We start from the raw sequence: 16,971 nt of genomic DNA, 5'->3' as shown, positions 1-16,971 counted from the left end.
CGGGTCCGATCCGCCCCGGGGCGGCGCAGTGGATCCCGCGCCCGTGGCGGTTCCCTCCCGGCCCGCAGCGGATCCGGCACCCGCGGGATGCGGGCGCGGCCTCGGACGCCCCCTCAGCCCGCGTCGGGCAGGCGGATCATGCTCTCCTGCGACACGCTCGCGACGAGCCGCCCTTCGCGGTCGTAGAACCGCCCGTGGGCGAGCCCGCGACCGCCCTGCGAGGTGGGGGAGTCGAGTTCGTAGAGCAGCCAGTCGTCGACGCGGAACGGCCGGTGGAACCACATCGCGTGGTCGAGGCTCGCGGCGCGCATGCCGGGGGTGGCCCACGGGATCCCGTGCCTGCGAGCGATGGGCTCGAGCAGCAGATAGTCGCTCGCAAAGGCGAGAGCCGCGCACTGCAGCAGGTGGGTCGCCTCGAAGGTGTCCCGGCTGCGCATCCAGACGCGCTGGCGGCTGACGCGCTCGGCGACGTCGAGCACGACGTCGGACTCGAGATAGCGGAAGTCGAACGGCCGGCCCAGGATCCACGAGGCGCGGCCGCTGCCGCTCAGGTGACCGTACTTCTCCCACACGCTCGGCAGCGATTCGGGCTCGGGCAGACCGTCGAGGCTCACCGGCTCCTGGTGCTCGAGGCCGGGATCGTCCTCTTGGAAGGACGAGATCATCGACATGAGCACCTCGCCGTCCTGGTAGGCCTGCACGCGGCGGGTGGAGAACGAACGGCCGTCGTGCAGGCGCGCCACCTCGAAGGTCATGCGCTCCTCGCTCTCGCCCGGGCGCAGGAAGTAGCCGTGCATGGAGTGGAGCAGACGGTCGTCGGCCACGGTCGTGCCCGCCGCGGCGATGGCCTGGCCGAGCACCTGCCCGCCGAAGGAGCGCCCGTGCGGCGTGGGGAAGGCCGGCCCGGTGAGGATGTCCTCGCGGGTGCGCGCGCCCGAGTCGAGCACCGAGAGCATGGCGAGCAGATCTGGGAAGGCGGTCATGGTTCCTCCTGTCGGCGGCTCCGTCGCTGGTCGGAACCAGCCTAGCGGCAGCGGGACCCGCGCCGCGCGAGCGCCGCCCCGCGATCGCACCCTCTAGGCTGGGGTGGATGGCTGCCACGCTTCCCCTCGCCGATCACGCGACCCGAGACGACCTCCGCATCTTCCTGGAGCGCCTGCTGCGCGCGGGAGAGGCCGAGGTTCGCCTCATGACGCGGGGACCCGCGCTCGCGGTGTACGGCTGCACGCAGGCGCCGCGCGGGATCACCGATCCCGTGCCGGTGGTGCTCGTGATGCGGGCATTCGCCCTGGCCGAGGCTCCTGCGGAGGCGGTCGACGCGACGGTGCAGGCCCGTGCGCTGCTCGACCGCATCGCACGGCTCGGGATCGTGGGACTGGCTCTCGACGTGCCCGACGTCACTGCGATGGCGGCGTGGGCGGGGGTGCTGCCCCCGGTGTCGGGGTGGACGGCTGCGGGAGCGGTCGACGCCGCGTCGCTCGCGTCGGTCGCCGAGCAGGGGATCGCGCGGGTGAGCGCGGCGCTGCCGCAGGATCCGGGCGAAGCCGTGGTGGAGCGCGTGCGCGCTTCCGTGTGGGGCTCCGAGATATCTCCGGGCCTGCCCGCGGCGGCGGCCTTCGCGGCCGAGGTCATGGGCTTCCTGCGCGACGAGGATCGCGTGCTGGTCTCCCGATCCGTCACCTGGACGCGGCTCACCATGACGCGCGGCCACGTGCTCGTGCGCTCGCTGCTCGGCTGAGCCCGTCGAGGCCCGAGCCGCTCGGAGCGGCCGCTGCTCCCAGCGGAAACCACGATCCTCGGCTAAGATAGTGAGGTCAACTAGAGGAGTGTGTACATGGCCAACCCCAACGGCATCATCGATCCGCCCATCGACGATCTGCTCGAGAAGGTGGATTCGAAGTATGCTCTGGTGATCTTCGCCTCGCAGCGCGCCCGCCAGATCAACGACTACTACACGGATCTGCACGACGGCAACCTGTTCGACAACGTGGGCCCGCTCGTCGACTCGTCGGTCGGCGACAAGCCGCTGTCGATCGCGCTGCACGAGATCGTCGAGGGCAAGATCGTCATGAACCGGCGCGCGGAGAGCGCTGCTGAGACGCTCGACGAGGCCTCGGCCGACGCCGCCCTCTCGGTGGAGCAGGCGCTCGAGACCATCGACCCCGCAGCCGAGTAAGCGCACGTCGTAACCGGGCGACATGCCCGTGTCAATGTCAGTGGCGTCGGATAGCCTCAGCGCAGCCGCCTGAGCATCCGACGCCACTGGCGTGTTCGGCGATCCCCGCCCTCAGTCACCCACGAGAAGGAGGCCCATCGTGAGCCTGCGCCAGTTCACCTCCGAGTCCGTCACCGAGGGTCACCCCGACAAGATCTGCGACCGCATCTCCGATTCGATCCTCGACGCGATGCTCGAACAGGATCCGGGCGCGCGCGTGGCCGTCGAGACGCTCGTCACCACGGGCCTCGTGCACGTCGCCGGCGAGGTATCGACCAGCGGATACGTCGAGATCCCGCAGATCGTGCGAGACGCCGTGCGCGATATCGGCTACACGAGCTCCGAGATGGGCTTCGACGCCGCGTCCTGCGGCGTCTCGGTGTCGATCGGCCAGCAGTCGCCCGACATCGCGGGCGGCGTCGACTCGTCGCTCGAGGTGCGCAGCGGCGAGGTCGCCGTCGAGAGCGACGACCTGAGCCGGCAGGGCGCCGGAGACCAGGGCATCATGTTCGGCTTCGCCACCGACGAGACGCCCGAGCTGCACCCCCTGCCGAGCTGGATAGCCCACCGCCTGGCCGAGCGCCTCACCGAGGTGCGCAAGAGCGGGGTGCTGCCCGAGCTGCGCCCCGACGGCAAGACCCAGGTCACCATCGGGTACGACGGCGACCGCGCCGCCAGCATCGAGGCCGTGGTCGTCTCCACACAGCATCACGCGGGCATCTCGCAGCCGGCCCTGCGCGACGCCGTCGAGCGCGAGGTGATCCGTCCGGTGCTCGAGCGCGTCGACCTCGCGAGCGGCGGCGCCGAGCTGTTCATCAACCCGGCAGGCCCCTTCGTGATCGGCGGGCCCATGGGCGACGCGGGTCTCACGGGCCGCAAGATCATCATCGACACCTACGGCGGGGCGAGCCGCCACGGCGGCGGTGCGTTCAGCGGAAAAGACCCGTCGAAGGTCGACCGTTCCGCCGCCTACGCGATGCGCTGGGTCGCCAAGCACGTGGTGCGCGCCGGTCTCGCGAAGCGCGCCGAGCTGCAGGTGGCCTACGCGATCGGCCGTGCCCACCCGGTCGGCCTGTACGTCGAGACGTTCGGCACCGAGACCGTGCCGCGCGAGCGCATCGAAGCGGCCGTGCGCGAGGTGTTCGACCTGCGTCCGCTCGCGATCATCCGCGACCTCGAACTGCTGCGGCCCGTCTACGCGAGAACCAGCACCTACGGTCACTTCGGGCGCGAGCTGCCCGAGTTCACGTGGGAGGCCACGCCGCGGGTCGCCGAACTGCGGGCCGCCGCCGGGCTGTAGGGCGCCGTGGCCACGGTCGGCGGAGGCGAAGCGGCCGCGGCGCCGGAGGTGCGCGGCGCCGCGTTCCAGCGCGCCGAGGCGGCGAACGGTCGCCCGGTCGCGCGGGTGCTGCTCGACTCGGCCCTGCCGCAGCTCGATCACCTCTTCGACTACGCCGTGCCCCCCGAACTCGCCGAGCAGCTGCGCGTCGGGCAGCGGGTGCGCGTGCCGTTCAGATCGAAGGACCGCCGCAGCTTCGGCTACCTGATCGAGTTCGCCGAGCGCAGCGACTTCGGGGGAGAGCTCTCGGCGATCGCCGACATCGTCACCCCGGTGCCCCAGCTGACCCCCGAGGTGTGGCGCCTCGCGCGCGCCGTCGCCGACCGGGCGGGCGGGTCGGCGGGCGACATCCTGCGGCTCGCGATCCCCACCCGCCAGGTGCGCGTCGAGAAGAAGCACCTCGCCGCCGCGGCTGCGGCGTCGGTCGAGCACGGACGGGACGCCGGGTCCGACATCGAGAACACCGCTCCGGATGAGCCCCCGGCGCCCCCCGTCGCCAGCGACGCCGACGCCGCTCCGAGCCCCGAGACAGCCGTCGCTGCGATCCCCGACGCCGCCTCCATGGCGGACGACCCCGCGGGGGCCGCCGGCACCGAGGCCGTGCCCGCGATGGGTGGCCAGCCCCAAGCGTCCCCCGAGCGCCGGATCGCCGAGACGCTCGTCGCGGGTGCGCGTCTCGCGCTCACCTCCTCGCACGGCCCCGAACGCCTGCACACCGGGGAGTGGGTGGGCGGCTGGGCCGCCCAGCTCGCGAGGCTCGCGATCGCGGTGCACGCGCTCGGGCGCAGCGCGATCCTCGTCGCTCCCGACTACCGAGACCTCGACCAGCTGCGCGATGCGCTCGACGCCCTCGGACACCCCGACGTGGTGCGCGTCGACTCGCGGCAGTCGAACGCCGAACGATACGCCGCATTCCTGCGAGCGCTCGACCCCGAGCCCCGCATCGTGCTCGGCAATCGCTCCGCCGTCTACGCGCCCGCGCACCGGCTCGGCGCGATCATCATGTGGGACGACGGCGATCCCGTGCTCGCCGAGCCCCTCACACCGTACGTGCACGCCCGCGACGCCGCCCTGGTGCGCGCCGGGCAGTCGGGCGCCGGGCTCTTCTTCGCCGCCCACGCCCGCAGCTCCGAAGTGCAGCGGCTGGTCGATATCGGGTACGTGCGCGCCCAGCAGAACCCGCCGCGCCGCGCCCGCATCGTGCACGCCGACGCCTCGATGACCCCCGACGCCTTCGCGGGACGGGTGCCCGAGTTCGCCGCGCGCACCATCCGCGAGGGGCTGCGCAGCGGCCCGGTGCTCGTGCAGGTCGCCACGCCCGGCTACGCCCCGGTCGCCGTGTGCGGCGAGTGCGGCGATCTCGCGCGCTGCAACGCGTGCGGCGGTCCGGTCGGCTTCCGGGTCGTGGGGCGGGCGTCGTGCCGCTGGTGCGGCGAGCACGCCGAGGGCTGGCGGTGCCCCACCTGCGACGGCCGACGCCTCGAAGAGTGCGGCATGGGGTCGGCGCGCACGGTCGAGCAGTTCGAGCGGCAGTTCGAGGGCGCACGCGTGATCCTGAGCGACGGCGAGCACGCGCGGGAGAGCGTCGACGCGCGGCCCGCGCTCGTCGTGGCGACGCGCGGCGCCGAACCGCTCGCGGCAGGCGGGTACCGGGCGGTCGTGCTGCTCGACGCCGAGCGGCTGCTGAGCCTCGAGACGCTGCGCGCCGGTGAGGACTGCCTGCGCTGGTGGGAGAACGCAGCCGCACTCACCGCGCCCGACGGTATCTGCCTCATGGCCTCGGGGGGCGGCCCCGTCGTGCGGGCCTTCGTCACGGGCCGCACCGAGGAGTGGCTGCGGGGGGAGCTTCGCGACCGCCACGCTCTGCGCTATCCGCCTGCGGTGCGGGTGGCCAGCGTCAGCGGCGGCCCCGAAGAGGTCGAGCGGGCGCTGCAGCAGCTCGCCGGGCTGCCCGGCGTCGACCACCTGGGTCCCACGCCGATTCCGCCGGGCGGCGCGGCGAAGACCCCGCCCGGGCTGGTGCGCGCGATCGTGCGTTTCGACTACGGGCAGGGCGCCGAGGTCGCGAGTCGACTGCGCGGGGCCCTCGTGGCCGACGCCGCGGGCTCCTCCTCGCGCACCCGAGGCCGCGCGCCGGGGCGTGCGCGGCCCGAGGCGCTGCGGCTGCGCTTCGACGACCGCGGCGTCTTCGACGGATAGCACAGGCTGCGAGCATGGCACGGCTGCGCGAGGGTGGTCGCGCCGGCGTCGCGCGCCGGGTGGCGCGCCTGGGCGGGTTCGACCGGGGTGGTGCCGCGGCTCGGGCGTACTGACGGCGGGGAGGGCGTCGCGGGCTGCGCGGCGGGTGAGAGAATAGCGGGATGCGGATCGTCTTTGCCGGAACCCCCGAGTTCGCCGTGCCCAGCCTGCGCGCCATCGTCGACGCGGGCCACGAGGTGGTCGGCGTCGTCACGCGCGAGGATGCGCCGCTCGGCCGCAAGCGCGTGCTCACGGCCTCGCCCGTCGCGGCGGCGGCGCAGCAGCTCGGCCTTCCGCTGCTGAAGGCCAACCGGCTCGACGACGCGGCGACCGAGTGGGTGCGCGGGCTCGACGCCGAGCTGGGGGTGATCGTCGCCTACGGCGGGCTGGTGCGGGAGCCGTTGCTCAGCCTCCCGGCGCACGGCTGGATCAACCTGCACTTCTCGGAGCTGCCGCGCTGGCGCGGCGCCGCTCCCGTGCAGCGCGCGCTGCAGGCGGGGGAGCAGCGGCTCGGCGTCACGGTGTTCCGCCTGGTGGAGGCGCTCGACGCGGGCGAGGTGCTCAGCCGGGATTCGCGCCAGTTCGCGCCGGGCACCTCGGCGGGTGCGGCGCTGACGGAACTCGCCGGCTTCGGCACTCGCGCGCTGCTCGCCGCGGTCGACGCGCTCGCCGCGAATCCGTCCGCGGGGGAGCCCCAGGCGGGAGAGGCGAGCTATGCCCACAAGCTCTCCCGCGACGACGGCCGCCTCGACCTCGCGGCCCCGACGGGCCGCGTGCTCGCGCACTGGGCGGGCGTCACACCCGAGCCGGGCGCGTTCGTGACGCACGAGGGCCAGCCGCTGAAACTGCACGCCGTCGAGTGGGCCGCGGATCGCCACGCGGCGGGAGAGCCCGGCGCCGTCGGCGCCGTCGACCTCATCGACGGCCGCGCGACCCTGCGGCTCTCCGACGGCGCGCTCGTGCTCGATCGCGTGCAGCCGGCGGGCAAACCGGCGATGGACGGCGCGGCCTGGCTGCGCGGTCGCGGCGGGAAGGCGGAGCTGTCGTGAGCCGCCACGCATCGCAGGGGCGCGGGCCGCGCGGATCCCGGTCAGGCGCGCGGGGGCAGTCCCAGCGCAACGACCGGCAGCGGCGGGATCGCAGTCCGGTCGACACCCGAGGGTCGTCCTCCGCGCGCATCAGCCCCGCCCGTCTCGTCGCCTACGACGTGCTGCGCGACGTCGAGGATCGCGACGCCTACGCCAACCTCGCCCTGCCGGCCCGCATCCGCGACGCGCGCCTCGACGGTCGCGATGCCGCCCTCGCCACCGAACTCGTATCGGGCGCTCTGCGCTGGCGCGGCCGCTACGACCGCATCATCGAGCTGGCGGCCGACCGCGAGGCGTCGCGCATCGACTCGCGCACCCTCAACGTGCTGCGGCTCGGTGCGCACCAGCTGCTCGCGATGCGCACCGCGGATCACGCGGCCGTCAACGAGAGCGTCGAGCTGCAGCGCCGCGTCGGCAACCCGGCGGCCGCGGGTTTCGTGAACGGCGTGCTGCGGGCGATCGGACGCGCCTCGAACGAGGACTGGGACGATCGGATCGCGGCCTCGGCGGACGGCGCCGACGAGAGGCTCGCCGCGCAGGCCTCGCATCCCGGCTGGGTGCTGCGGGCACTGCGCGACGCGTTGCGGGCCGAGGGCCGGGAGGCCGAGCTCGGCGAACTGCTCGCCGCCGACAACGCCTCGCCGCGGGTGAGTCTCGCGCTGCTGCCGGGTGCCGACATCGATGCCGAGGCCGCCGAGGCTCTCAGCAGCGATGTGGAGCGCGCAGAGGCCGTGCTGACCGCCACCGGCCCGTCGCCGCTGGGCCTGGAGCTCGCCGGCGGCGATCCCGCTCGTGCAATCGCGGCGCTCGATCTTCCGCGCGGCGTCGCACGGGTGCAGGATCAGGGCTCGCAGCTCGCCGCACTCGCCCTCAGCCGGGCCCGCGAGCCGAGGGCGGGGGAGCGCTGGCTCGATCTCTGCGCCGGCCCCGGAGGCAAGACCGCGGTGCTCGCGGCCGAGGCGGCGCTCGCAGGCTCCGAACTGCGAGCCAACGAGGTGTCGGAGCACCGGGCCGAGCTCGTGCGCCGCTCGGTCGAGGCCCACGCCGATGAGGTCGAGGTGGTGAGCCACGACGGGCGCGACGACGAGGCGTACGGCGGAGCGCAGGCCCGCTTCGACCGCATCCTGGTCGATGCTCCGTGCTCGGGCCTCGGGGCGCTGCGCCGGCGGCCCGAGGCGCGGTGGCGCAAGCGGCCCTCCGACCTGCCCGAGCTCACGTCGCTGCAGGGCGAGTTGCTCGACGCGGCCGTGGCGCACCTCGCCCCGGGCGGGTTGCTGGCGTACGTGACCTGCTCGCCGCACCTCGCCGAGACGCGGGTCGCCGTCGACCGGCTGCTGCGGCGTCACCCCGATCTGCGCGAGCTCGACGCCCGCGCGGTGCTGCAGCGTGTCGCCCGCATTCCCCTCGATCTGGCGGGCGACCGGCTCAGCGCGCAGCTCTGGCCCCACCGCGATGGCACCGACGCGATGTTCGTGTCGCTCATCGAGCGTCCCGCCTGACCCCGGGGCCCTCCGAATCGGGCGTCCGGGGGCTCGCAGAATGGCGCTGGTTGCCCGTACCCTGACTCCATGAGCACCGCGCAGCACCCGCCCGCACCGACCGGCGTCCCCGGGCAGCCCGTCGCGCCCGGGTCGGGCATGCGGGTGTTCCTGCACCTGCTGGTGAACACGGCGGTCGCGAACCTCACCACCAACTTCCTGTGGTTCGCGCTCGTGTTCTGGGTGTTCATCGAGACCCGCAGCATCCTCGCCACCGGCGTTCTGGGCGGCGCGTACATGCTCATCATCGCGCTCAGCTCGATGTACTTCGGCAGTCTCGTGGATCGCTTCCGCAAACTGCGCGTCATGCGTCTCTCGGCCTGGATCTCCCTCGTCGCGTTCCTCATCGCCTGCACCATGTTCTTCGCGCTGGGCGAGCGGCCCCTGCTCGATCTCGCCGCACCCTGGTTCTGGGTGTTCGCTGTCGTCGTGCTCGTCGGCTGCGTCGTCGAGCTGCTGCGCAACCTGGCGCTCTCCACCACGGTGACGCTGCTGGTGCCGACCGAGCGCCACGCGAACGCGAACGGGCTCGTCGGCACGGTGCAGGGGCTCGCGTTCATCGCGACGAGCGTGTTCAGCGGTCTCTCGGTGGGGCTGCTCGGCATGGGGCCCACGATGCTCATCTCGGCGGTGTGCACCGCCGTGCCGCTGGTGCACCTGCACCTGATCCGCGTCTCCGAGCCCGAGATCGTGCACGACCCCGAACGCAAGGCCATCGACTTCCGGGGCGGCTTCCTGGCGGTGCTGGCCGTGCCCGGGCTGCTCGCCCTCATCATCTTCACCACCTTCAACAACCTCACCGGCGGAGTGTTCATGGCGCTGCTCGACCCCTACGGGTTGACGCTGTTCCCCGTCGAGATGTGGGGCATCTGGTTCGGAGTGGCGTCGACGGGCTTCGTGGTCGGAGGCGCGGTCGTCGCGAAGTGGGGCCTCGGCAAGAACCCGATCCGCACCATGCTCGTCCTCGTGGCCTGCACCGGGGTGCTCGGCGGCCTCTTCACGCTGCGGGAGTGGGGCTGGCTGTTCGTCGCGGGCATCTGGCTGTTCATGGCGGTGATGCCCGCGATCGAGGCGGCCGAGCAGACGGTGATCCAGCGGGTCGTGCCCTTCGAGAAGCAGGGCCGCGTCTTCGGCTTCGCCATGACCTTCGAGGCCGCCACCGCCCCTATCACGTCGTTCCTCATCGCGCCCATCGCCGAGTTCTGGATCGTGCCCTACATGGAGACCTCCGACGGGCGGGCGACCTGGGGGTGGCTGCTCGGAGACGGAGATGCGCGCGGCATCGCACTCATCTTCCTCTGCGCGGGTCTGGTCTCGATCCTGCTCGCCGTGGGCGCGTCGCTCACGCGCTCCTACCGGTTGCTGTCGCGCAGCTACGTCGAGTCTCCGGAGGCGCCTCCGCACCTCGAATCCGCAGAGACCGGGGAAGCTGCAGATCCGCAGGCGCCCGATCCGGCTGCACCGAGCGCCGCTCCGGGCGCGTCAGACGGGAAGCAGCACGGGCGCGATCACTCCCAGGTGACGCGGGGGTCGTCACCTGAGAAGTCGACGTAGGGCTGCAGCAGGTCGCCGCTCGAGTACAGGGTGCCGCTGATCAGCTCCCCGCCGCGGTCGGCCTCGATGTGAGTGGAGACCGAGACGTAGTCGTACGTCGTCACCCTGAGCAGATCGCCGTAGTCGGGCTCGGGAGTGAGCGCGTCGAGGGCCCGGTCGCCCTCGGCGGTGAGCGCCCGCTGCGCGCTGCCCTCGACAGGGACTGCCCCGTCGTCGAGCGTCTCCGACACGTCGAGACCGCAGGGGGTGCTCAGCTGCGGCATCGCGAGGCACTCCTCGAGAGACGCCCGCACCAGGGCGCGGAACTCGTCGGCGCGAGCCTCGGTGAGCCGCGGCTCGGCCGAGTACAGCGGAGTCGTGTCCTCCGACGTGGCGACCGAGAGCACGTCGAGCGGCGCGTCGTCGACGGCGAGTTCGAAGGCGTGGCCCCCGAGCCCGATCTCGTAGGCGCCCGGGAAGACGAGTGGTCGGTCGATCCCCGCAGGCGCACCGTTCACCGTCGGCTCGAGCCCGTCGAGCCCCGGGAGCGGCAGCGCCACGAGCGCGTCGGAGAGCTCCCAGTCGCCCGAGGTCTGCCACGCGGTGAAGTCGCGGTGCACCGTGCGGTCGCCGATCCTGAAGGTCGTGTTCACCACCGCGCGCATCGAGTCGTCGTGCTCGCCCGATTCGACGGCGATGCCGGTGATCGGCGCGAGCTCCAGCGAGCGGGCGAGCACCTCGTCCGTGAGGAGGGGTTCGTTCGACTCGGCTGCGGCGAGGCGCGCAGCCGTCTCGGCGTCGCCGTCCGCGAGCGCGGTCAGAAAGCTCTCGACCGCCGCCTCAGGGGTGTCGGCGCTCCCGTCTCCGGCGGCCGCGGGTTCTGCCCCCGGGCGGTTTCCGGCGATCGACGCGACCGCCGAGAGCAGCACGATCAGCACGACGAGCACCGCCGCGGAACCCGCGACGATGCCGATGATCGCTCCGCGCGAGAGGCCGGTCCTGCGTGCGGGCGACCCCGGAGACGTCGGCGATGCCGACGCTGTCGCGGCGTTCGCAGGCGCGGAGGCCCACTGCTGCTGGAACTGCTGCTGCGCCTGCTGGGCGTGCGCCTGCTGCTGGGCCTGCACCTGCTGCTGGGCGTCGGCCTGGGCGCTCGCCTGCTGCTGCGCCTGCTCGTGCTGCTGGGTCTGCGCCTCGATCTGCTCGTGCTGCGTCGCCTGCGCCTGCACCGAGGGCGTCTCGAACGCGGACGCGAAGCCGTTCGGGGCGGGAGAGTCGAAGCCGGTGTCAGGCGCCGGGGGCGGCGTGACGCCCGGGGATCCCTCGAGGGAGTAGCCCGGCGGCAGCGTGATCTCGGGCGCGCGGATACCGGGGGACGGCGGGAGCCCGGGAGGCGGCGCGAGGCCGATGGGCGCATCGGAGTACAGCTGCGGCTCCTCCGGCGAGGGCGCCTCCGCCGACTCGCCGGGCTCCGTGCCCGTCGCCTCGGGGTCGCCCGCGCCCCCGTTCGCATCGCTCATGTCTTCCACCCTAAGCTGTTACCCGTGACCGCGCAGCGCATCAATCCGAGCATCCTCTCCGCCGACTTCGTCAACCTGCAGGCCGAACTCGAGGCCATCGCCACCGCCGACCTCGTGCACGTCGACGTCATGGACAATCATTTCGTGCCGAACCTCACCATGGGGCCGCCCATCGTCGAGCGCATCCAGGCGGTCTCGCCGATCCCGCTCGACATGCACCTCATGATCACCGACGCCGACCGCTGGGCGCCGGGATACGCCGAGATGGGCGCCTACTCGGTCACGTTCCACGCCGAGGCCACCGGAGATCCGGTGCGGCTCGCCCGCCGCATCCGCGATATCGGCGCCCGGGCGGGCATCGCGCTCAAACCCGGCACCGATCCCGAGCCCTACCTCGAGTTGCTGCCCGAGTTCGACCAGGTGCTCGTGATGACCGTCGAGCCGGGGTTCGGCGGGCAGTCGTTCATGCCCGACATGATGCCCAAGCTGCGCCGCTTCGCCGAGGCGAGGCGGCGGTCGGGTCTCGACGTGTGGCTGCAGGTCGACGGGGGCATCTCGAAGGACACGATCGGGATCGCGGCGGAGGCCGGTGCGGACACCTTCGTGGCGGGGTCGGCGGTCTACGGCGGCGTTCCGGAGGAACGGATCGCGGAGCTGCGGCGTGCCGCAGCGACTCATCAGCACTGAGCGGAGCCCGGCGAGCCTGCGAGTCGGGCTGCGGCGTGCCGCAGCGGCCCGCAGGGCATGAGGGGACCACGCGAGCCCGCGGCGACGGCGCCCGCCGAGCGCAGGGTAGTGTAGTCACGTGAAATCGTTCGATGACCTGTTCGCCGAGTTGACCGAGAAGGCCGCCACCCGGCCGGAGGGAAGCGGCACCGTCCAGCAGCTCGACGCCGGCGTGCACGCCATCGGCAAGAAGGTGGTCGAGGAGGCCGCCGAGGTCTGGATGTCGGCCGAGTACGAGAGCGACGACGCCTGCGCCGAGGAGATCAGCCAGCTGCTCTACCATCTGCAGGTGCTGATGCTCGCCAAGGGGCTGAAGCTCGAGGACGTCTACAAACACCTCTGATCGGCGCCGGCGGCGCGGTCGGCGGATCACCGCTCGGCCCGCCCCGACCCCGGATCACCACCCACCCGCACCGATCGCACCACACACGAAGGAAGCCCATGCTGCGCATCGCCGTCCCCAACAAGGGATCGCTCTCCGAGGTCGCCGCCGAGATGCTCGCCGAGGCGGGCTATTCCGGCCGCCGGGACAGCCGCAAGCTCGTGCACACCGACAGCCGCAACGGCGTCGAGTTCTTCTATCTGCGGCCCCGGGACATCGCCACCTACGTGGGCTCGGGCGCACTCCACGTCGGCATCACCGGGCGGGACCTGCTGCTCGACTCGGGATCCGAGGCCTCCGAGGTCGAGGCGCTCGACTTCGCCGACTCGACGTTCCGCTTCGCGGCTCCCGCGGGCGGCGGCATCAGCGAGCTCGAGCACCTCGCGGGCAAGCGCGTCGCGACGAGCTACCCGAAGCTGGTCGACGACTTCCTGCGCGCGCGCGGCATCGTCTCCGAGCTCGTGAAGCTCGACGGGGCCGTGGAGTCGGCGGTGCAGCTGGGCGTGGCCGACGCCGTCGCCGACGTCGTCTCGACGGGCGCCACGCTGCGCGCCGCCGGTCTCGAGATCTTCGGGCCGGTGATCCTGCAGTCGACCGCCGTGCTCATCGGCGGCCCCACCGAGCACGCCGACGTCGAGCGCCTGCTGCGCCGTCTGCGGGGCGTGCTCGTCGCCCGCAAGTACGTGATCATGGACTACGACCTGCCCGTCGATCAGCTGGACGCGGCCACCCAGGTGGCGGGCGGCATCGAGTCGCCCACCGTGTCGCCGCTGAAGGACGAGCGCTGGGTCGCGGTGCGCGTGATGGTGCGCGCCGACGAGGCGAACCAGGTCATGGACCGGCTCTACGACCTCGGCGCGCGGGCGATCCTCGTGACCGCGATCCACGCCGCCCGCCTGTAGAGGAGCGCCCGATGAGCATCGCAACGCGCGTGATCCCGTGCCTCGACGTGGCCGCGGGCCGCGTCGTCAAGGGCGTGAACTTCCTCAACCTGCGCGACGCCGGCGACCCGGTCGAGCTCGCGGCGCGCTACGCCGAGCAGGGCGCCGACGAACTCACCTTCCTCGACGTGACCGCCACGGTCGACGACCGATCCACCACCTACGAGGTCGTGCAGCGCACCGCCGAGCAGGTGTTCATCCCGCTCACGGTGGGCGGCGGCGTTCGCGGCGTCGACGACGTGGCCCGCCTGCTGGGCGTGGGCGCCGACAAGGTCGGCATCAACAGCGGCGCCATCGCGAGGCCCGCGGTGATCGGCGAGATCGCGGATCGCTTCGGCTCCCAAGTCCTCGTGCTCTCGCTCGACGTGAAGCGCTCGCCGCGCACCCCGAGCGGCTTCGTGGTGACGACCCACGGCGGTAAACGGGAGACCGATCTCGACGCGCTGGAGTGGTGCCGCGAGGCGCTCGACCGCGGCGCGGGCGAGCTGCTCGTCAACTCGATGGACGCCGACGGCACGCTCGCCGGCTTCGATCTCGAGCTCACCCGCCGGGTGCGAGAGCTCTCCGACGTGCCCGTCATCGCCTCGGGCGGCGCCGGCAGGCTCGAGCACTTCGCCCCCGCCGTCGAGGCGGGCGCCGACGCCGTGCTCGCGGCGTCGGTCTTCCACGACGGCACGTTCACGATCGGCGAGGTGAAGCGCGCCCTCGCCGAAGCGGGGGTGACGGTACGGTAGACCCGGATCCGGGGCGCACCCCGCCCGCCCCACCGGCGACCTCCCGAACGACCCGCCCGCGCCGAATCCCCGAGCGAAAGCTGCTGACACCATGACCCACCCCGATCCTGTGCCGAGCGACCTCGTCTTCAGCGACGACGGCCTGCTGCCCGCCATCATCCAGGACGACGAGAGCGGCGAGGTGCTCATGCTCGCCTGGATGGATCGCGAGGCGATCCGCCGCACCCTCACGAGCGGCCGCGTGACGTTCTGGTCGCGGTCGCGCCGCGAGTACTGGCGCAAGGGCGACACCTCGGGCCACCGGCAGTACGTGCGCTCGGTCGCGATGGACTGCGACGGCGACACCCTGCTGGTGCGCGTCGTGCAACTGGGCGCGGCCTGCCACACCGGCACCCGCAGCTGCTTCACCGGCCGCGACATCCCCGCCCTCGTCGGCGACCCAGACCGGGCCGGGGAGTGACCGGCGCCGGGGAGCCCGGAACCTGTCGAGGGCCGCGCGCGGGGCGCAGCCGGCCGCGGTAGTCTGGAGCGGTGACACTGACGACCACGCGCGCCGCCTTCGACGCCGCGCGCGCCTCCCACGCCGTGATCCCCGTCTGCCGTGAGGTCTTCGCGGATGCCGACACCCCCGTCAGCATCTACCGCAAGGTCGCGGCCTCGCGCCCCGGCACGTTCCTGCTGGAGTCGGCGGAGCAGGGCGGCGTGTGGACCCGGTTCAGCTTCGTGGGGGCGGGCAGCTTCGGCGTGCTGGGGGAGCGCGACGGGCGCGCCCACTGGGCCGCCACCGCCGAAGCGGGCGGCGACCGCGCCGACCGGGGCGCCCGCGCCATCGACGAGCAGCGCCTGCTGCCCGGCGGTGTGAGCGGCCTCGCGCCCGTCGAGGCCCTGCGCGCCGTCTACGAGCGCTGGCGAGCCCCGCAGGTGCCGGGGCTGCCGCCGCTCGCGAGCGGCTTCGTCGGATATCTCGGCTGGGAGACGGTGCGCCAGTTCGAGCGCCTCGAGCACGGCCCGAGCGAGGGCCCCGGCCTGCCCACCCAGGGCCTCAGCTTCGTCTCCGAGCTCGTCGTCATCGACCACCGCGAGGGCAGCGTGGTGCTGCTCGCGAACGTGCTCAACGACGAGGCCCTCGGCGACGCGCCGCACGCTACCGCCGACGAGCAGTGGGACGACGCCCAGACCCGGCTCGACGAACTGCAGCACTCGCTCGCAGCCCCCTCGCCGTCGCCCCTCGGCGTGCTCGACCACGAGGCGCTGCCCGACCCGACGCGGCTCTCGACCAGCGCCGAGTTCATGGCGGCCGTCGAACGCGCGAAGCGCTACATCGTCGACGGAGACATCTTCCAGGTCGTGCCCTCGCAGCGCTTCGACCAGCGCTGCGACGCCGACCCCCTCGATGTCTACCGGGTGCTGCGCCACCTCAACCCGAGCCCCTACCTCTACCTGCTGCAGCTCACCGACCGCGAGGGCGAGCCGTTCGCCGTCGTCGGATCGAGCCCCGAGGCGCTCGTCACCGTGCAGGAGAGCGGGCACGTGATGACGCACCCCATCGCCGGATCGAGGCCCCGCGGAGCCACCGTCGACGCCGACCAGCAGCACGAGCGCGACCTGCTCGCCGACGAGAAGGAGCGGGCCGAGCACCTCATGCTCGTCGACCTCGCCCGCAACGACCTGCTGCGCGTGTGCGAGCCCGCAAGCGTCGAGGTGACCGAGTTCATGCGCATCGAGCGCTTCAGTCACATCATGCACATCGTCTCCACCGTCGAGGGCCGCACCCGCGAGGGCCAGAACCCCGTCGACGTGTTCCGGGCCACCTTCCCGGCGGGAACCCTCAGCGGAGCGCCCAAGCCGCGCGCACTCGAGATCATCGACGAACTCGAACCCGTGCAGCGCGGCGTCTACGGCGGCGTGGTCGGCTACTTCGGCCTCGGGGGAGCGGCGGATCTCGCCATCGCCATCCGCACCGCGACCATCAAGGGCGGCGTCGCGACGGTGCAGGCCGGCGCAGGCATCGTCGCCGACTCCGTGCCCGAGACCGAGGACGCGGAGTGCAGCAGCAAGGCCGCAGCGCCCCTCCGGGCGATCGCGATCGCCAACACGCTGCGCGACCTCGAGACCGCGAACGGCGGCGCCGATGCGAGCTAAGCCCCTCTCCCTCGCCGGGATCGCACTCGCGGGCGGCCTCGCGCTGCTCGCGGGATCGCAGACCTGGATCTCCTTCATGCTCGACGGCACGCACTCGGTCGAAACCGTCACCGGCCACGACGTCAACGCGGCGCTGTCGCCCGTATCGATCGCGATCGTCGCCGCTGCACTCGCGCTCACGATCGCCGGGCCGATCTTCCGCCGCGTGCTCGGCGGGCTCGTAGCCCTGCTCGGGGCCGGGCTCGTCGCCCTCACCTCGACCGCGCTGCTGTCCCCGGCCGGTGCGATCTCGGGGCGCGTCACCGAACTCACCGGCATCACGGGCGGCGACGGGGGCTCCGCAGTGATCTGGAGCAGCCTGTCCGGCTGGGCATGGGCGTGCGCGGCCGCAGGGCTCATCGCCGCCGTGCTCGGCATCGCGGTCATCGTCACCGGCGGCCGCTGGGGCGCGGCCGGCCGCAAATACGACTCCGCGAAACAGGCCCCCGCCGCGGGCGCGCCCGACCGCATCTCCGACTGGGACGCGCTGTCCGAAGGCGGTGACCCGACTTCGTCGGAGTGAGTCATCCTGGACC

The 16,971-nt window shown here is 72.9% G+C and carries 16 protein-coding genes; 14 read left to right on the top strand and 2 right to left on the bottom strand.

The features are described from left to right. Positions 1 to 113: 113 nt before the first annotated feature. Entirely contained in the window at positions 114 to 983 is an 870-nt protein-coding gene (locus Leucomu_RS08965; protein ID WP_017884532.1) for an acyl-CoA thioesterase, read from the bottom strand. Between the two features lie 107 nt (positions 984 to 1,090). Between Leucomu_RS08965 and Leucomu_RS08960 the strand changes: the two genes are divergently transcribed. From Leucomu_RS08960 to Leucomu_RS08930, 7 genes are all read left to right on the top strand, one after another. Beyond that, entirely contained in the window at positions 1,091 to 1,738 is a 648-nt protein-coding gene (locus Leucomu_RS08960) for a hypothetical protein (RefSeq protein ID WP_128386998.1), read from the top strand. 96 nt (positions 1,739 to 1,834) lie between these two features. Beyond that, positions 1,835 to 2,176: a DNA-directed RNA polymerase subunit omega gene (gene rpoZ / locus Leucomu_RS08955; RefSeq protein ID WP_128386997.1), complete on the top strand. Its 342-nt coding sequence runs from the start codon at positions 1,835 to 1,837 to the stop codon at positions 2,174 to 2,176. A 139-nt stretch (positions 2,177 to 2,315) separates the two neighbouring features. Beyond that, positions 2,316 to 3,515, top strand: coding sequence for a methionine adenosyltransferase (gene metK / locus Leucomu_RS08950; protein WP_128386996.1), 1,200 nt, complete (start codon positions 2,316 to 2,318; stop codon positions 3,513 to 3,515). 6 nt (positions 3,516 to 3,521) lie between these two features. Next, positions 3,522 to 5,753, top strand: a complete 2,232-nt coding sequence (locus Leucomu_RS08945; protein ID WP_128386995.1) for a primosomal protein N' family DNA-binding protein — start codon at positions 3,522 to 3,524, stop codon at positions 5,751 to 5,753. A gap of 161 nt (positions 5,754 to 5,914) precedes the next feature. Continuing rightward, complete coding sequence (locus tag Leucomu_RS08940) at positions 5,915 to 6,841, top strand: methionyl-tRNA formyltransferase (protein ID WP_128386994.1); 927 nt, start codon at positions 5,915 to 5,917, stop codon at positions 6,839 to 6,841. Then, complete coding sequence (locus Leucomu_RS08935; protein WP_194294541.1) at positions 6,838 to 8,379, top strand: transcription antitermination factor NusB; 1,542 nt, start codon at positions 6,838 to 6,840, stop codon at positions 8,377 to 8,379. Before Leucomu_RS08940 ends, Leucomu_RS08935 begins: the two co-directional genes overlap by 4 nt. A 69-nt stretch (positions 8,380 to 8,448) precedes the next feature. Continuing rightward, positions 8,449 to 9,972, top strand: coding sequence for an MFS transporter (locus Leucomu_RS08930; RefSeq protein WP_128386993.1), 1,524 nt, complete (start codon positions 8,449 to 8,451; stop codon positions 9,970 to 9,972). On the opposite strand, the gene Leucomu_RS08925 is transcribed toward Leucomu_RS08930, so the two are convergent. Continuing rightward, positions 9,927 to 11,471 carry a hypothetical protein gene (locus Leucomu_RS08925; protein WP_164884473.1) on the bottom strand — a complete coding sequence of 515 codons (1,545 nt, stop codon included), beginning with the start codon at positions 11,469 to 11,471 and terminating at the stop codon, positions 9,927 to 9,929. The two genes, Leucomu_RS08930 and Leucomu_RS08925, sit on opposite strands and share 46 nt — an antisense overlap. Before the next feature lie 24 nt (positions 11,472 to 11,495). Between Leucomu_RS08925 and rpe the strand changes: the two genes are divergently transcribed. The 7 genes from rpe to Leucomu_RS08890 all read left to right on the top strand — a co-directional run bounded on the left by rpe (position 11,496) and on the right by Leucomu_RS08890 (position 16,958). Beyond that, positions 11,496 to 12,158, top strand: a complete 663-nt coding sequence (gene rpe, locus Leucomu_RS08920; RefSeq protein WP_194294540.1) for a ribulose-phosphate 3-epimerase — start codon at positions 11,496 to 11,498, stop codon at positions 12,156 to 12,158. Positions 12,159 to 12,276: 118 nt separating this feature from the next. Continuing rightward, positions 12,277 to 12,540 (top strand): phosphoribosyl-ATP diphosphatase, encoded by a 264-nt coding sequence (locus tag Leucomu_RS08915; protein WP_017884542.1) that lies wholly within the window; start codon positions 12,277 to 12,279, stop codon positions 12,538 to 12,540. Between the two features lie 98 nt (positions 12,541 to 12,638). Then, positions 12,639 to 13,481 carry an ATP phosphoribosyltransferase gene (gene hisG / locus Leucomu_RS08910; protein ID WP_128386991.1) on the top strand — a complete coding sequence of 281 codons (843 nt, stop codon included), beginning with the start codon at positions 12,639 to 12,641 and terminating at the stop codon, positions 13,479 to 13,481. A gap of 11 nt (positions 13,482 to 13,492) precedes the next feature. Next, positions 13,493 to 14,254 carry an imidazole glycerol phosphate synthase subunit HisF gene (hisF, locus tag Leucomu_RS08905; protein WP_017884544.1) on the top strand — a complete coding sequence of 254 codons (762 nt, stop codon included), beginning with the start codon at positions 13,493 to 13,495 and terminating at the stop codon, positions 14,252 to 14,254. Positions 14,255 to 14,345: 91 nt separating this feature from the next. Next, entirely contained in the window at positions 14,346 to 14,714 is a 369-nt protein-coding gene (hisI, locus tag Leucomu_RS08900) for a phosphoribosyl-AMP cyclohydrolase (protein ID WP_128386990.1), read from the top strand. Positions 14,715 to 14,785: 71 nt separating this feature from the next. Next, the gene (locus tag Leucomu_RS08895; RefSeq protein WP_128386989.1) at positions 14,786 to 16,396 is read left to right on the top strand and encodes an anthranilate synthase component I; all 1,611 of its coding nucleotides are present in this window, start codon (positions 14,786 to 14,788) and stop codon (positions 16,394 to 16,396) included. Further along, positions 16,386 to 16,958 carry a Trp biosynthesis-associated membrane protein gene (locus Leucomu_RS08890; RefSeq protein ID WP_017884547.1) on the top strand — a complete coding sequence of 191 codons (573 nt, stop codon included), beginning with the start codon at positions 16,386 to 16,388 and terminating at the stop codon, positions 16,956 to 16,958. Before Leucomu_RS08895 ends, Leucomu_RS08890 begins: the two co-directional genes overlap by 11 nt. Positions 16,959 to 16,971 lie beyond the last annotated feature (13 nt).

This window comes from Leucobacter muris (genome assembly GCF_004028235.1).
Taxonomy (GTDB): Bacteria; Actinomycetota; Actinomycetes; order Actinomycetales; family Microbacteriaceae; genus Leucobacter; species Leucobacter muris.
The sequence above is the reverse complement of the archived record's forward strand: the minus strand, read 5'-3'. Positions and strand labels throughout refer to the sequence as shown.

What these genes read in the sequence shown, in the direction of transcription:
- Leucomu_RS08965 (WP_017884532.1), bottom strand. Translation starts at nt 983, where the DNA reads ATGACCGCCTTCCCAGATCTGCTCGCCATGCTCTCGGTGCTCGACTCG.
- Leucomu_RS08960 (WP_128386998.1), top strand. Translation starts at nt 1,091, where the DNA reads ATGGCTGCCACGCTTCCCCTCGCCGATCACGCGACCCGAGACGACCTC.
- rpoZ (WP_128386997.1), top strand. Translation starts at nt 1,835, where the DNA reads ATGGCCAACCCCAACGGCATCATCGATCCGCCCATCGACGATCTGCTC.
- Leucomu_RS08940 (WP_128386994.1), top strand. Translation starts at nt 5,915, where the DNA reads ATGCGGATCGTCTTTGCCGGAACCCCCGAGTTCGCCGTGCCCAGCCTG.
- Leucomu_RS08930 (WP_128386993.1), top strand. Translation starts at nt 8,449, where the DNA reads ATGAGCACCGCGCAGCACCCGCCCGCACCGACCGGCGTCCCCGGGCAG.
- Leucomu_RS08925 (WP_164884473.1), bottom strand. Translation starts at nt 11,471, where the DNA reads ATGAGCGATGCGAACGGGGGCGCGGGCGACCCCGAGGCGACGGGCACG.
- hisG (WP_128386991.1), top strand. Translation starts at nt 12,639, where the DNA reads ATGCTGCGCATCGCCGTCCCCAACAAGGGATCGCTCTCCGAGGTCGCC.
- hisF (WP_017884544.1), top strand. Translation starts at nt 13,493, where the DNA reads ATGAGCATCGCAACGCGCGTGATCCCGTGCCTCGACGTGGCCGCGGGC.
- hisI (WP_128386990.1), top strand. Translation starts at nt 14,346, where the DNA reads ATGACCCACCCCGATCCTGTGCCGAGCGACCTCGTCTTCAGCGACGAC.
- Leucomu_RS08890 (WP_017884547.1), top strand. Translation starts at nt 16,386, where the DNA reads ATGCGAGCTAAGCCCCTCTCCCTCGCCGGGATCGCACTCGCGGGCGGC.